We start from the raw sequence: 13,901 nt of genomic DNA on the forward strand, positions 1-13,901 counted from the left end.
AACCCAGCTAAGATAAACGTTATAATTTAATTATACAGCGTTGCAGCGATTTATTTCTGTTGTCACGTTTTTGTAAAGTATGACCAAGGCCGTTTTTAACAGGAGTCGATATGCAATATCTACATACCATGGTGCGTGTCAGTGACCTGAATGCTTCGCTGCATTTTTACTGCGATCTGCTGGGTCTTAAAGAAGTTCGCCGAAAAGAGAACGAGAAAGGACGCTTCACGCTAGTGTTTCTGGCCGCACCAGAAGATGAGCCACGCTCAGAGCGGCTGACGGCTCCGGAGCTTGAGCTGACGTATAACTGGGATCCCGAAGAGTACACCGGTGGGCGTAATTTCGGCCACCTAGCCTATCGGGTGGATGACATTTATGCGCTCTGCCAACACCTTCAGGACAACGGCGTGACGATTAACCGCCCACCTCGTGATGGCCATATGGCGTTTGTTAAATCACCGGACGGAATCTCTGTGGAGCTGCTGCAAAAAGGCGATGCCCTGGCACCACAAGAGCCATGGGCTTCTATGGAAAACACCGGTAGCTGGTAACAATGACAAAAGGAACGATCACCATGAAAGGTTGGCGCTTATTACCACTGTTGGCTTCCGCTGCGCTACTGTTAAGTGCTTGTAGCAGTTCGCCGGGGCCAAGTTCTACACCACAACGGGGCGCCAACGATGCCTCGCTTGAGGGCGCTATTGTTGAGCAGCGTTGGAACCTACTGTTGGTGGGGACTGATGAGCGGCTCTCTATGCCGGAAACGCCATTTTTCGAGATTTCAAAAGAGGGCAAAGTTAGCGGTTACGACGGCTGTAATCGCTTTACTGGCGAAGCAACACTCGGTGAGAACCAGCGCATTGAGTTTAGCCCGTTAGCCACCACCCGCATGGCGTGCCCGCAAATGGGCGATGCCAAGCGGGTCACGGATATGCTGGAGACCGCCTATCGGTATTTGATTGACCATGATCGATTGGTCTTCTTTGGCCCGGATAGCCGGGTGCTAGGCGGCTGGCGCGAAGGCAACTGATTCAGCCAGTTAGCCTTTAAAAGGCGGATTGAAGCGGGCGATAAAGCGCGCATCAATCCGCTTTTTCCATTGCCATACCCACTTGCCGGAAACTCCAAAGCCACCGCGGCTGGCAATCGCGCGGCCGTCGCCAGTGCCAATGAGTGCCAACACCCGTTTGGGTGGCTGCCAGGGGAGCAACGGTTCGCCGTAGCAGGCACGGCGAAGGTTATCCGCTAAGTGTGGCCCCATGCGCACCGCATAAACCCCTGCGTTAGGCAGCGCTGGGGTAAACGCTGCACAGTCGCCAGCGGCAAACATATTCGGCTGGTCGCTAACCTTCAGTGAATGGTCAACGCGGATAAAGCCGTGTTGATCCAACGGCAGATCAGTCCCCGCCAGCCAAGGGTGGCCGACAGCCCCCGTTGCCCACAGGACGATGTCCGCATCGATGCGTTTACCGTTCTGGGTGGTTACTCCGCCTTCAATCAGCATTTCGCCGCGTTGTTCAACGTGAACGGTAATCCCTGCCTGTGACAGCGCGCGTCGCATTAGCCAGCGTGGCACGCGCCCGGCATCGGGCAAGAGTGCGTTAGAGGCGCTGAGCAAATGCCCCTGCCAATCAATATCCGGACGCTGTTTGCGCAACTGGGCCAGCACGCTCATTAGTGTTTCACAGCCCGCAGCGCCACCGCCAACGCCCACCACCCGTTGGGCACCGCCGCTGGGTAAGTGGCTAATGTCATTTTCCAGTGCCTGCCAGCGCTGGTGCAGACTACTCAATGGGCGCATGGCGAGTAGCTTGGGGAGGTTCTCCCCATGCTGCTGAGGAGACGTCAGGGTCGAACCGATGTTGACGGAGGCCACGTCAAAGTTAACGCGCTCGCCATTTGCCAGCACTACGTAACGCTCCTGGGTGTTGATCGTGTTCGCTGGGGAAAGAATTAGCTGAGCATTGGCTCTTTGGCACAATGCTTCCACGTCGATCTGTGTCTTGCGCAGCGTACACTCCCCCGCTAGCCATGCGGGTACGCTGCCGGAGTAAGCTGCTAAAGGACTATCACTCACCACGGTAATCGCGATGCTTGGTTCAGGCTGTTTGGCAAAGGCTTCGAGTACAAAGGCGTGGGCATGGCCCGCACCCATGAGTAATAATTGCTGCATGGACATCGCCTATAGAAGAAGCAAGGTGCTGTTGGGGATTAACAGACAAAGACTTGGTTTTTACCCGCCAATTTAGCCAGATACATGCCTTGATCCGCCCGCTCAAATAGCTGGCGAGGCCGGTCGCCGGGCTGGGCGAGGGTCAGGCCGATACTGATTGTTAATTGGCCAGCGATGTCGAAGATGTGTTGCTCCACGTTGCGGCAGAGCCGGTTAGCCAGCTTTAGACTAGCGTCTTGGTCAAGCCCCTTGGATATAATGACGAACTCTTCACCTCCCCAACGCCCAAAGTGATCCTCATGTCTCAACGTTTCCTGCACTAACTGAGCCATATTACGCAAGATATCATCGCCGGTTGCATGCCCATAGGTATCGTTAATATTTTTAAAATCATCAATATCAAACATCAACATGGCAAAACTGACTGACGAATTGATCAAATCCTCAATCACCAGCTCTGTATAGTAGCGGTTCCAGCATTTTGTTAAGGGGTCGGTGTGGGCCAAGCCCTCAAGGCGTTGATTGGTTTTGGTTAACTGGCGGTTGAGATGAACGACCTCCTGGGCCGTTATGGCCACGGCTAAATCGTCGGCCAGTTCAATCATCATGGAGGCTTCCTGCGGCATCCAATAACTCAAGACGTCTTGAAGCATCGTATCAGCAACCAGAGCGGGGAGTAGCGGCTGTTGGCGAAATAGTAGTAACCAACCCAAGGAAGCATTGGCGACGCTTAGCGGGGCCGCTAAACCTCCTTGGCAGCTGCCATTCAGCTCGGTGATTTCGTCATGGGGATTGTGTTGATTCAACTGCTGTAAATGATGAAATAACTGGTGCTTCGAGGGACACTCGCCAAAGCAGTGAAGATCGCCCTGATAAGCCAGCGCAATGCCTTCGGCCTGAAAAATATCGCACCAGCTAGCGCCATGATGCTGCAAAATATCATCAATGGAAGTCAGTTTTTTAATATCTCTGGACAGCAATCTGCGGCGAGACTTTAAACCTGATTGGCGAGTGACCATACGCTCTGCTTTTAACAAGCGTAAGCGTTGGGATGCAAGATCGACGAGTAGCTGGATCCACTTGCCAGGCCCAGCGTGAACCGCAGGTGGATGCCCAATATACCCCCACACTTCATGCTCGCCCTTTAGTTCATACAGTTGCAGCTCTGAGGCGGCTAGATCGTCGTAACAATGAATAGCGAGCAGCGCGTGGTGAGAGGCGAGGGTACTTTCCAACGGATAGTAGTACGCCAAACGAAGGTTTCCTGTGCTTAAGCGGCGATAAAGTGCCACTGGTTGACCCTGGGTAAGCGCATGCAGCGTTTTGGTCAGCAGTTCAAAAAGCTCGAGAGGGGTTGCCGAGCGGCATAGTAGCGCCAGCTTATGACACAGGTCGTCGAGATTTTGCACCGATGGAGATAGTGTGCCACTCATTCTGAATGACTCCTCAAGCGCCGCATTTCAGCGCTTAGCATAGCAACTCGCCTAATACTGCTAAGCGAAAACTCGAAATTGAATTAATGATTCAATCAAAAGGTGAACCGTTATTCAACTATTATTGAACAATCGCTTCACATTGGCGGCATGAATGAAAAAATCATGTTCGCCGAGCGTCTAAAAGCGGCACTGGAAGCAGCGGGTTACGAAGCGCGGCCGTCAGTGCTTGAGCGGGAATTTAATCTGCGCTATTGGGGAAAGCCGATCACGTTTCAGGCCGTTAGGCGCTGGCTGCGTGGTGATTCGATCCCCAGTCAGGATAAGCTCCAGGTTTTGGCTCGCTGGCTGTTAGTAGACCCGCACCACTTGCGCTACGGCGTTAGCACCGCTTATACGGTCAGCGAACCTTCCGCAAGTTGGGACGTTTCATCCACCAGTGAAGAGCGCCAATTGCTGGCACTCTACCGGGAGCTTCCCGCTGCCCAGCGTAAAGTAGTGCGCGAAATTATTGAAACATTCGCTAAAGTGCACCCGCCTGCTAACGGGCGTAACGATTAGGTCGACTTATTTTTTCTAATTATCTTTCAATTCGATGTGCTAGGTGTCAATTTTCTTAGCTGAACTGTCACCGCGTCGCCAATTGAAGTAGTGCTTCAATAGTGCCAGCACTCGTTCGGGCTTGTGGGCGTTTTTCCACACCCCGGCAGTGGCCTTTGCCGCCTCGCCCAGCGTGGGGTAGGGGTGGATGGTACCCAGTAGTTTGTTGAGGCCCAGACCGTGCTTCATGGCGAGGGTAAATTCACCCAGCCATTCACCGGCGTTTTCCGCCACGATGGTTGCACCGAGAATCTTGTCTCTGCCAGGCACGGTAAGCACTTTGATAAAGCCTTGAGTGGCACCTTCGGCGATGGCGCGGTCGCTTTCGCCCATGGCGTAGCGGGTAACTTCAAAGGCAATGCTCTGTGCGTTAGCCTCTTTTTCGTTTAATCCCACCCTTGCCACTTCCGGCTGTACATAGGTGACGGCGGGCATATAGCGGTAATCCACCGCAAAGCTTTTCAGCTCGCCGAACAGCGCATTGACGGCCGCATGCCACGCCTGGTGAGCAGCAGCGTGGGTAAGCTGATAAGGCCCTGCCAAATCACCGCAGGCCCAGATATTGGGTAGGCGGGTTTGCAGACGCTCGTTAAGTTCAAGGGGGCCCGCTTGGGTGGTCGTGATGCCTAGCGCTTCGAGCCCTAAGCCTTCCACATTGGCCTGGCGACCGGCACTCACCAGCAGGTAGTCCAACGGTAGTATTTTGCGGTCGCCGTCATGCTCCACCACTAGCTGATAGCCTGTCTCTCCGTTGAGAACTTCCAACGCCCTGGCATCGGTCATCACCGACACGCCTTCGCCCGCCAGGGTGCTTTCGATTAGCTCACCGACCTCTGGATCTTCACGGCCCAGCAGTTGGGAAACGCCTTCCACCAGGGTGACCTGGCTACCCAGGCGAGCGAAGCTCTGACTTAGCTCACAACCAATGGCACCGCCGCCCAGCACCACTAAACGCTTGGGCAATTCAGTAAGCGACCAGAGGTTCTCGGAAGTTAAAACGGGGGCGCTCTTAATACCCGGTAGCGACGGCACCCGGGGACGTGCGCCGGTGGCCAGCACGATATGCCGGGCGGTGAGGATTTTATCGCCGACCTGTATTTCCCAGGGCGAGATCAGCCTGGCGTGCTCTTGGTACACCTCAACGCCCAAGCCGTTATAGCGCTCTATACTGTCGTGGGGTTCGATATCGCTAATCGACTGATGCACATGGCCCATCACCTTGGCAAAGTCGACCTGCGGCTCGCTGGCAGTCACTCCGAACCGGTGTGCGGTGCGAACCTCATGGGCGGCGCGGGCGGCACGAATTAACGCTTTAGACGGAACGCAGCCGGTATTCAGGCAATCGCCGCCCATCTTGTGTTTTTCCACCAACGCCACTTTGGCGTTCACGGCGCTGGCGATATAGCTGGTAACCAGCCCGGCTGAGCCGCCGCCGATCACCACAATGTCGTAGTCAAAGCCCGCTGGCCGGGTAAAACCTTTATAAGCTTTGCGCTTCTGAACCAGCTGTACAATGCGTCGAGCTATCCAGGGGAAGATGGCCAGCAGTAAAAACGAGGCGATAAGCGTCGGTGAAAGAATACCCCCAAGGCTCTCTAGCTCGCCCAACTGCCCACCCGCATTCACATAGATGGCGGTGCCGGGCAGCATCGCGAGCTGGCTTACCCAATAAAAAGTGACGGTTTTTATGCGCGTTAGACCCATGACCAGGTTGATCATAAAGAACGGAAATACCGGCACTAAACGCAGGGTAAATAGATAAAGAGCGCCATCGCGCTCCACGCCGCGATTCACCGAGGCAAACTGGCGTGGAAAGCGCTTTTCGATAGGGCCACGGAAAAGAAACCGTGAAAGTAGAAAGGCCAGCGTGGCCCCCATGGTGCTAGCGAAGGAGACAATCAGTAGCCCCCAGCCGAGCCCAAATAGCGCACCGCCAAGTAAGGTCATCAGCGTGGCGCCCGGCAGTGAGAGCGCCGTTATCACCACATAAACAGCAAAAAAGATCCCCGCTACCTGCCAAGGATTTTGAGTAAATGCCGTTTGGAAGTCGCTTTGGTATGCTTTGATGGTTTCCAGGGTGAACCATTGATGGGCACCGCTAATGAAAAACACGCCAATGGCTGTGATCAGTAGCGCTGCAATAATCAAACGTTGTCGGGTCACAATAAAAACTCCAGCGCTAATAAGGGAAGTATCGGTTGTCACTGAGTGAGGAGAGTGCCCGTTTCCTTACACTGAAACGGCTAATTAGAGATTCTCTAGCTCCTTCCAGCGCTGCCAGTCTTCAGGGCGATCCACGTCCCAAATAGTCGCGGGGTAGGCGACCTGGAGGCCTAATGCTTCAATACGCTGCTGCGTGGTGGTCAGCACGCTTTGGGTACCCCAGGGGATATCTTCAAACAACGCAGGGTAGTCTTGCCGGGTACCCACAAAGCCGTAGCCGCCATCTTCGGCGGGCAACATCACCACCTCAAAGCTGGCTAGCTGCTGTGCGCAGGTGGTGATTAGCGCGCTGGTGATGCTTGGGCAATCACTGCCCATTAGCATAGCGGGCCCTGGAGTACTGTTCAGGGCATGGCGAACCCTTGCGCCTAAGTCACCCTCTGGCTGGGCGCTTAGCGTCACACCAAATGCCTCGCGAAGCTCGATAAACAGCGGGTGGGCGTGATCAAGCGCTGTCCATAGTGTGACATTGGCGGCAGGCAGCGCTTTGCAGGCATTTGCGACGCAGTGGCGTACCAGCTCCGCGTGGGCGTTGGCCGCACCTTCCAAACCGAGTAGGGGCGACAGGCGCGTTTTAGCTTGCCCCGCCAGCGGCGCTTTGGCTAGCAGGTGCAGGTGGGGCGTTTCAGCGGGCATCGCGATACTCCTTGGCGAGTTGGGTTGCGCTAACGCCGCGCCAGTAGCGGTAGCGCAGCCGCCACATCAGGCGGATCGTTTTCCAAGCGCCGACCTCATCCCAGCGCCTGCCCGAGCTTACCACTTTCGCCTGCAAACAGGCGGGCCGAGACACCCGTTTGAGTCGTTTAGACAGTTCAATGTCTTCCATCAGTGGCTGTTCGGGAAAACCACCGGCTGCTTTGAAAGTGCTCGCACGCATAAACATGCCCTGGTCGCCGGTGGCGATGCCGGTGAGCCGTGAGCGTTGGTTCATCATCCAGCTCACCACGGGCAGCCAGCCGCTGCGGCCTGCAAGCTCAATATCAAAGCGCCCCCAGGCGTGGCCGTTAAGCGCTTGGGTTATCTGCTCAACGGCGTTCTTGGGCAAGTGAGTATCCGCGTGCAGGAACAGCAGTGCGGGCGCAGTGGCATGCTGAGCGCCCAGGTTCATTTGCAATGCTCGTCCGGCTGGGCTGCTGAGCACTCGATCTGCTAGTGGTTTGGCAATGTGAGCGCTGGCATCACTGCTCCCGCCATCCACGACAATGATCTCAACGGGTATCGCAATGCGCTGGTCGCGCAGCGCTTGTAGCGGTGTCAGTGACGCCTCAATTCCCGTGGCCTCGTTAAGCACCGGTATCACGATGCTCAGCCGAGGTGGTTGGTCAGCCGAGCTCAATAACCGGCCCTCCTGCTGCATTGGCGTCCTCGTGGTCGTGGGTGACCAGGAGCGCAGGTAGGCCTGCTGTGTGCAATTGGCTAAACACCAGTGTGCGCATCTCCTGGCGCAGCGCCGTATCCAGCTTGGAAAACGGCTCGTCCAGCAGCACCGCTCGCGGCTTGGAGAGCAGCAGGCGCATCAACGCCACGCGTGATTGCTGGCCGCCGGAAAGGGTGGCGGGGTCGCGGGACTCAAAGCCTGCTAGCCCAACCTGTTCAAGTGCCTGAGTAACCTGCTGGCGCTTGTCTTTTAGATGGCGAGGCAGTCCGAAGCGCAAGTTGCCGCCCACGCTTAAGTGCGGAAATAGCAGCGGATCCTGAAACAGAAGCCCGATGTTGCGCTGTTCGGCGGGAAGGCTGAGCAAATTGCGCTCGCCCAGCCATACGCCGCCGCTGGCGGTGAATTCGCGATCAAGGAAGCCTGCAATATACGCCAATAAAGTGGATTTTCCCGACCCCGAAGGCCCCATTACCGTGAGTACTTCACCGGAGCTAATCGTGGCATCCACTGCCAGTAACTCACGGCCTGCCAGGGCGATGCTAACTTGCTCAAGGCGTAGCGGCGCGCAAAAAGAAGCTGTCACATTGTCCCTCTTAAGTAGCTAAATCACGGCGGTGGGTACCCAATAAACGGGGCAGCCCTAGCGCAAGCATAAAGCCAATCAACGGTAACCCAGCCTGCACTAATGCCCAGACGCCGATTAAACGTCGATTACTGCCAGAGGCAAGCGCGACTGCCTCGGTCGTCACGGTGGTCACGCGGCCCGCACCGAGTAACTGGGTGGGTAAGTATTGGCCAATACTCACTGCCAAGCCTACGGCAAACGCTGTTAACAGCGGCGCGAGCAACAGCGGCAGGCGAACCCGCCAAAAAGCGGCACTGCGTGACACCCCCAGTGAACGCGCTACTTTGAGCCAACGCGGATCCAAGCGGCGATAGGTCTCAGCCAAGGAGAGGTACACATAGGGCAGTACAAACAGCAGGTGACCAGCGATAACCAAGCCAAGTTGAGGGCGAATGCCCAGGCTTTCAGCGGCCACGATTAGCCCAAATAGAAACGCAATTTGCGGCACTAATAGGGGTAAATAGAGTAACCATAACGCGCGCTTGGGTTGAATGTGCTGACGGTGTTCATTTTCCAGCGTTGCTAGCACTAGCGCCGTAGCCAAGGCGGTAGAAACAAGTCCAATCAATGCCGTATTAATGAGCGGTGTAGCCAGCATATGGCCGCTGCGTTGCCAGTGATCCAGCGTTAGCATCTGTGGCAACACTTCTGGAAAGCGCCAAAAACCGGCCAGTGAAAATAGCCCCAACCCAACCAAGGCTGCCAGCGCTGTGATACTCGAAAACAGTAATGCCGAGCGGCCAACGAGGCGCAGGATGATTTCGCCACGCTGGCGGCTGCCATTGATCAGCCAGTACCGCGTCAGGCTGCGGATCAGCTGTTCTAACAACCACCAACACAGCAGTGCAGCGACAGTGACGCCCAGTTGCAGTACCGCCGCCGCCGAGGCCATAAAACGCTGGCTGATATCCGGGTCGTTGAACCAACCCAAGATAGATACGCTCAGCGTGGGGGGCAGCTTCGGGCCAAGAATCAGTGCCATATCGACGACCGAAGTGGCATAGGCGATCACTGCATAAACCGGCAGGCGAATCAGTGGGTAGAGCGAGGGAAGCACCGTTTTTAACCAGCCGATGGTAGGCGAGTAACCTAGCGATCTTGCCAGCATCAAGCGCTTCTCCGGCGCTAACTGCGGCAGTGCCGCCAGGCTCATCAGCAGCAAAAACGGTACTTCTTTTAGTACCAACCCCGCCATTAGGGAGAATCCCCAGGGATCGTTGATGATCAGCATGTCCAGGGGGCGCTCCCATCCTGTTAGCGACGGCGATATCAGCCGCGCCACCAAACCCGAAGGGGCAATCAAAAAGGCAAACCCAAAGGCGATAGCGGCGTGAGGGATGGCGAGCAGCGGTGATACCAACCGTCGTATGCCGCGATCTAACCAAGTGCCCCGACTGGCGGCCAAAAACAGCACCACAATTACCAGCGCTACGGCTGTGCTGACTAACCCGCTGGCAAAGCTAACCATCACTGAACGTCCTAGCCCCGGCTGGTCGAACAGCATTTGCCAGGGGGCTAAACTAGCGCCATGGCCGCCTAGCGTTGGTAAGTAGCCAAACGCAGGCAGCAGCACCATCATCAGACCCGCCCCAACGGGGAGTACTAGCAGGGCAATGATGAGTGCTGGGGCCAGTCGCAGCATCGTTAGTTAACGCCGTAACGCTCAAGCCAGGCATTTTGCAGGGCGGTCATCCAACTGGGGTGTGGTTCGGGTAGGGTGTTGGACAGCGCGTCCGCCGGTAGCTCGGAAGGATGGCGATCACCCTGCTCGAACAGCGCCTGATTCTCGGCGTCTAGCTGATCGATATCCAGTACGCTGCGGTCTCCCCACATCGCTAGCGACTGCTTTTGCGCCTGAGCTTCCGGTGAAAGCAGGAAATTGGCGAGCACCATGGCCCCGGCTTTATGCGGCGAGTTATAGGGGATCGCCACAAAGTGAACGTTACCCAAAGTGCCGCCTTCCAGCACGTAGCTGCGCACGCTTTCGGGCAGCTCATACTCCATGACTGCCACGGCGGCATCGGTGGGGTAGAACGAAAAAGCCAAACTTAGCTCGCCGTCGCTCATCAACGTGCGCAGGTTGGGGCCGGAGTCGGGAAAGGTACGACCACTGCGCCACAGGTGCGGGTGCAGCGCATCTAAATAGGCCCACAGAGGTTTGGTGACAGCCTCAAAGTCGCTTTCTGAAACTGGCTGGTAAAGCGCCTCCTCCTGACCGGTGAGCTCGATCAGCGCCTGCTTTAAAAAGGTGCTGCCGGTGAAGTCGGGAATACGCGGATAGCTGAACTGGCCGGGATTGGCTTTGGCCCAGGCGAGTAGTGCCTGCATATTCTGGGGTGGTGTCTCGGTTTGAGCGCTATCGTAAAAAAAGGTGATCTGCGCTTTACCCCAGGGCGATTCATAGCCTTCTGTAGGTAACGTGAAGTCGGTCACCACCTCAGGGTTATCGGCGGCATTGGTGAGCGCAAAATGGGGCAGCGACTCAGCGAAGGGGCCAAACAGCAGGTCGCTTTCGCGCATCGCAGCGAAGTTCTCGCCGTTGATCCAAATCAGGTCGATACTGCCCTCGGTGTGGTTGCCCGCCTGCTTTTCTGCCAGTACCCGAGCTACCGCGCTGCCGGTATCGTCCAGCTTTACGTGTTCCACATCGACGCCGTACTGTGCCTGCATTTGCTCCGCCACCCAGTCGATGTAGCGATTGGTGCGCGTATCACCGCCCCAGGCATTCCAGTAAACGGTTTGGCCTTCGGCCTGTGCCACGACACTTTGCCAATCACTAGGGTCGGGGTTGGCTGATGCCGGAACCGTGAAGGCAAGCATCGTGGTGACAATAGCGAGGCGAAGAGGGTGGCGAGTAGGCATCGAATATCCCTTTTGTTAGAAGCGTAAGCACAGCTAAGAAATATTAGTAAAATTAGATGTTATAGGGAAACCTGCAAACACTGTAGCTCGCTGTGCACGTGATCAATAATGTTTAACGATAAGTAGTGCTCAACGCGGTCGCGCACGTGGTCGATCACGGCGGGATCCGTGAGTTCAGCGGACCAGTCTTCCCCGCGCTGCTGGGCATCTACGGCGTTTAAGTGCTGGGCGCGCCACTTGGCACACCAGGTTAACGACCAGAGCCAGGTAGCGCGGCGACAGGCAATGAGGGTGTCGATGTCCGGCGTTTCACCCATGGTGGCTTGCCAGCGGCGATAAAAGCTAATCACGTCACTTAGCGATAGCACCGCTTGGCTGCTTACGTCCCAGGTGGTCGAGGTGTAGAGGCTGGTGTGGGCGAGGTCGATACCCGGCAGGCCGTAGCGGCACTTCTCTAAATCCACCAACACCGCGCGGCCATCGTCGTGGATTAAGAAGTTGCCAGGGTGGGTGTCAAAGCTAATCAGTGTCGGCGCGGCATCGCTTAAGTGAGGTGGCAGTAAGTCCAGCTCCTGCTTAATGCGCTGGGTGACCTTGCTCGAAAGTTGCGCGTCGCTCAACCAGTTAGCCTGCTGACGCACTTCATCTATCATCGCTTGCCATGGGTCTTCGGGGGCAAGCAGTGGTGCCTGCTCTGCGACACTGGGCAGCGGTTGGCTATGCAAGCTGGCTAGAGCATCCGCGATGGCAGGCAGGTCTTCCGGCAACTTGGCCAAGCGGCCACGGATAGCCTCAACCAGTAACCCACCCCGGGGCAGTGCCTCGCTCGGCGGCAGAGTGCCGTAAAGTGCTGGCGTGTGTCCGCCAGGACTAGAGCGCTGGTAGCAGGCAGTCTGATAGGCAAGGTTCTCTTCAGGCGGCAGATTCATCTGACTCTGCTTCGGCAGTCGCGCCACCCAGTCATCGCCCACGCTGCGATGGATCCACACATGATCATGGGCCAGCCCGGTATCCGCCATCGGCGTAAGCTCATGGTATGCAATCCCGGCCCGCTTTAATTCGCTTGCCAGAGCCTGTAAACGCGCTTCGGTTGGTGTCGGCATAGAGCAGTCCGTGTCGTTGCTGAATCAGCGATGCCACTTAGTGGCCGTTCTTGTACCAACCTTACACGTTTCGTAAGAAAATGTGGTTAAAGTGAGTGGTAAGGGGACCAATATGTCATGCGCTAGCGCTGCATAGATATTATGAGTCATAACTAATAAGTTAATTATCTTCGGAGTATTTTCTGCTAGCGTTGTGGTTAAGTAGATTTTGTGGGATTAGAGCTGGCGTTGTCGGGATTGCTTACCGTTAACAGCCATCGCCATTTACGCGCGAGCAATAGCGGGTGCCTGGTTCATTATTATTGAGACGGCAGTTTTTGTATCGGGGGAATTATGATTCGCACCACCGAAGAGCTATACCAGCTATATCCTGAGCCAAAGGAGAGAGCGCTGAAGAAGCAGCTATCGCGACTTGACCGGCACTGTCAGCGATTTATCGAGCTTTCTCCCTTTGTGGTCATCGCCACTGGAAACGCGTCGGGCTTTGATGCGTCGCCACGTGGAGGAGAGCCAGGTTTTATCAAGGTGGTTGATGACCTTACTTTGGTAATTCCAGATTCTCCAGGTAATAACCGATTGGATTCACTTAAAAATATTGTCGAGAGCGGTCAGGCTGGATTGCTGTTTTTAATCCCAGGGATCGATGAGACGCTACGCATAAATGGCGCGGCGCATGTCTCGGTGGATGAAGAAAAGCTGCAGCTTTTTGCATCAGAGAAGCGAGCACCAAAAGTGGTTATTGAGGTGACGGTTGAGGAGGCTTACCTTCACTGCGCTAAAGCCTTTATGCGCTCCAAACTATGGGCAGATGAGAGCCGTCGCGAGCGTTCCGTATTGCCGACGATGGGGCAGATGATTCACGAGCAAATAGGTCGTAGCGGCTCCCCCGAGTCACAGGAAGAGATGCTTGCGCGTTACGCACAAGATATTTAGCACCTCAGGGGCCCTCATCATCATGCAGGAAGATCTCGATCATGAGTGACGTAAAGAGCAGAGTATTAACCCCGCAAGATTGGCAGCTTTATAAGTTGGCGCGGTTGAACTCTCTTGAGGATGCGCCTGACTCTTTTGGCTCAACTTACGAGCAGGAAGTAACGCTCTCAGACACTGAATGGCAGACACGCTTGGATCTGAAATGGCGAGGCCTGGACGCTCTGCCCTTAATTGCTGAGTTGGAGGGCCAAGCGGTTGGCCTAGCCTGGGGGGTAATACATGAGCCCGATACGAAAATGGCGCATATCTACCAAATGTGGGTTTCACCTGCGCTGCGAGGGAAGGGGATCGCCAAGTCGCTTCTAGGTGAAATTAGTACCTGGGCTGTAAATAAAGGGTGTGAGTGTATAAAGCTCGCAGTAACAACAAGCAACGAAGCTGCAGTTGGTTTTTATACCTCGTCTGGATATCTTCCAACGGGGCCGCTTGAAGCGCTGAGGGTTGGTTCCGCGCTTATGGTGCAGCCAATGGTTAAACGGTTGGGTAATACGCAATAACACTCAGTCTGAGT

Annotated in this window: 14 protein-coding genes; 5 read left to right on the forward strand and 9 right to left on the reverse strand. The window is 55.7% G+C overall.

From position 1 onward, the window contains the following. Positions 1–110: 110 nt before the first annotated feature. Positions 111–551 carry a lactoylglutathione lyase gene (gene gloA / locus LMS44_RS02505; RefSeq protein WP_022520174.1) on the forward strand — a complete coding sequence of 147 codons (441 nt, stop codon included), beginning with the start codon at positions 111–113 and terminating at the stop codon, positions 549–551. Between the two features lie 23 nt (positions 552–574). Then, positions 575–1,030: an META domain-containing protein gene (locus LMS44_RS02510; RefSeq protein WP_022520173.1), complete on the forward strand. Its 456-nt coding sequence runs from the start codon at positions 575–577 to the stop codon at positions 1,028–1,030. Positions 1,031–1,039: 9 nt separating this feature from the next. Here the strand turns inward: LMS44_RS02510 and LMS44_RS02515 are convergent, their stop codons facing one another. Both LMS44_RS02515 and LMS44_RS02520 read right to left on the reverse strand, forming a co-directional pair. Further along, positions 1,040–2,179, reverse strand: a complete 1,140-nt coding sequence (locus LMS44_RS02515; RefSeq protein WP_053856903.1) for an FAD-dependent oxidoreductase — start codon at positions 2,177–2,179, stop codon at positions 1,040–1,042. Positions 2,180–2,211: 32 nt separating this feature from the next. Further along, a complete protein-coding gene (locus LMS44_RS02520; protein WP_022520171.1) occupies positions 2,212–3,606 on the reverse strand; it encodes a GGDEF domain-containing protein in 1,395 nt (464 codons plus the stop codon). Positions 3,607–3,771: 165 nt separating this feature from the next. Here LMS44_RS02520 and LMS44_RS02525 point away from each other — a divergent pair, with 165 nt between their 5' ends. Next, complete coding sequence (locus LMS44_RS02525) at positions 3,772–4,167, forward strand: transcriptional regulator (RefSeq protein ID WP_278370519.1); 396 nt, start codon at positions 3,772–3,774, stop codon at positions 4,165–4,167. Between the two features lie 39 nt (positions 4,168–4,206). Here LMS44_RS02525 and LMS44_RS02530 read toward each other — a convergent pair whose 3' ends face one another. The 7 genes from LMS44_RS02530 to LMS44_RS02560 all read right to left on the reverse strand — a co-directional run bounded on the left by LMS44_RS02530 (position 4,207) and on the right by LMS44_RS02560 (position 12,397). Then, the gene (locus LMS44_RS02530) at positions 4,207–6,369 is read right to left on the reverse strand and encodes a dihydrolipoyl dehydrogenase family protein (RefSeq protein WP_022520169.1); all 2,163 of its coding nucleotides are present in this window, start codon (positions 6,367–6,369) and stop codon (positions 4,207–4,209) included. Between the two features lie 84 nt (positions 6,370–6,453). Next, a complete protein-coding gene (locus LMS44_RS02535; RefSeq protein ID WP_022520168.1) occupies positions 6,454–7,065 on the reverse strand; it encodes a TIGR04282 family arsenosugar biosynthesis glycosyltransferase in 612 nt (203 codons plus the stop codon). Continuing rightward, on the reverse strand, positions 7,055–7,786 hold the full coding sequence (locus LMS44_RS02540; protein WP_022520167.1) for a TIGR04283 family arsenosugar biosynthesis glycosyltransferase: 732 nt from the start codon (positions 7,784–7,786) through the stop codon (positions 7,055–7,057). Before LMS44_RS02540 ends, LMS44_RS02535 begins: the two co-directional genes overlap by 11 nt. After that, positions 7,752–8,390: an ATP-binding cassette domain-containing protein gene (locus LMS44_RS02545; protein WP_022520166.1), complete on the reverse strand. Its 639-nt coding sequence runs from the start codon at positions 8,388–8,390 to the stop codon at positions 7,752–7,754. Before LMS44_RS02545 ends, LMS44_RS02540 begins: the two co-directional genes overlap by 35 nt. A gap of 10 nt (positions 8,391–8,400) precedes the next feature. Then, positions 8,401–10,074: an ABC transporter permease gene (locus tag LMS44_RS02550; RefSeq protein ID WP_278370521.1), complete on the reverse strand. Its 1,674-nt coding sequence runs from the start codon at positions 10,072–10,074 to the stop codon at positions 8,401–8,403. 2 nt (positions 10,075–10,076) lie between these two features. Further along, a complete protein-coding gene (locus LMS44_RS02555; protein ID WP_022520164.1) occupies positions 10,077–11,294 on the reverse strand; it encodes an ABC transporter substrate-binding protein in 1,218 nt (405 codons plus the stop codon). A gap of 59 nt (positions 11,295–11,353) precedes the next feature. Beyond that, entirely contained in the window at positions 11,354–12,397 is a 1,044-nt protein-coding gene (locus LMS44_RS02560) for an aminoglycoside phosphotransferase family protein (RefSeq protein WP_009288508.1), read from the reverse strand. Positions 12,398–12,730: 333 nt separating this feature from the next. On the opposite strand from LMS44_RS02560, the gene LMS44_RS02565 reads away from it, so the two are divergent. Together LMS44_RS02565 and LMS44_RS02570 are read left to right on the forward strand one after the other, a co-directional pair. Further along, on the forward strand, positions 12,731–13,330 hold the full coding sequence (locus LMS44_RS02565) for a pyridoxamine 5'-phosphate oxidase family protein (RefSeq protein ID WP_138800410.1): 600 nt from the start codon (positions 12,731–12,733) through the stop codon (positions 13,328–13,330). A gap of 41 nt (positions 13,331–13,371) precedes the next feature. Then, on the forward strand, positions 13,372–13,887 hold the full coding sequence (locus LMS44_RS02570; protein WP_022520162.1) for a GNAT family N-acetyltransferase: 516 nt from the start codon (positions 13,372–13,374) through the stop codon (positions 13,885–13,887). The last annotated feature ends 14 nt before the right edge of the window (positions 13,888–13,901 follow it).

It is taken from the genome of Halomonas profundus, from assembly GCF_020865425.1.
Taxonomy (GTDB): domain Bacteria; phylum Pseudomonadota; class Gammaproteobacteria; order Pseudomonadales; family Halomonadaceae; genus Vreelandella; species Vreelandella titanicae.

Coding starts and splice junctions, on each gene's coding strand:
- gloA (WP_022520174.1), top strand. CDS start 111: ATGCAATATCTACATACCATGGTGCGTGTCAGTGACCTGAATGCTTCG.
- LMS44_RS02510 (WP_022520173.1), top strand. CDS start 575: ATGAAAGGTTGGCGCTTATTACCACTGTTGGCTTCCGCTGCGCTACTG.
- LMS44_RS02515 (WP_053856903.1), bottom strand. CDS start 2,179: ATGTCCATGCAGCAATTATTACTCATGGGTGCGGGCCATGCCCACGCC.
- LMS44_RS02520 (WP_022520171.1), bottom strand. CDS start 3,606: ATGAGTGGCACACTATCTCCATCGGTGCAAAATCTCGACGACCTGTGT.
- LMS44_RS02525 (WP_278370519.1), top strand. CDS start 3,772: ATGTTCGCCGAGCGTCTAAAAGCGGCACTGGAAGCAGCGGGTTACGAA.
- LMS44_RS02535 (WP_022520168.1), bottom strand. CDS start 7,065: ATGCCCGCTGAAACGCCCCACCTGCACCTGCTAGCCAAAGCGCCGCTG.
- LMS44_RS02540 (WP_022520167.1), bottom strand. CDS start 7,786: ATGCAGCAGGAGGGCCGGTTATTGAGCTCGGCTGACCAACCACCTCGG.
- LMS44_RS02550 (WP_278370521.1), bottom strand. CDS start 10,074: ATGCTGCGACTGGCCCCAGCACTCATCATTGCCCTGCTAGTACTCCCC.
- LMS44_RS02555 (WP_022520164.1), bottom strand. CDS start 11,294: ATGCCTACTCGCCACCCTCTTCGCCTCGCTATTGTCACCACGATGCTT.
- LMS44_RS02560 (WP_009288508.1), bottom strand. CDS start 12,397: ATGCCGACACCAACCGAAGCGCGTTTACAGGCTCTGGCAAGCGAATTA.
- LMS44_RS02565 (WP_138800410.1), top strand. CDS start 12,731: ATGATTCGCACCACCGAAGAGCTATACCAGCTATATCCTGAGCCAAAG.
- LMS44_RS02570 (WP_022520162.1), top strand. CDS start 13,372: ATGAGTGACGTAAAGAGCAGAGTATTAACCCCGCAAGATTGGCAGCTT.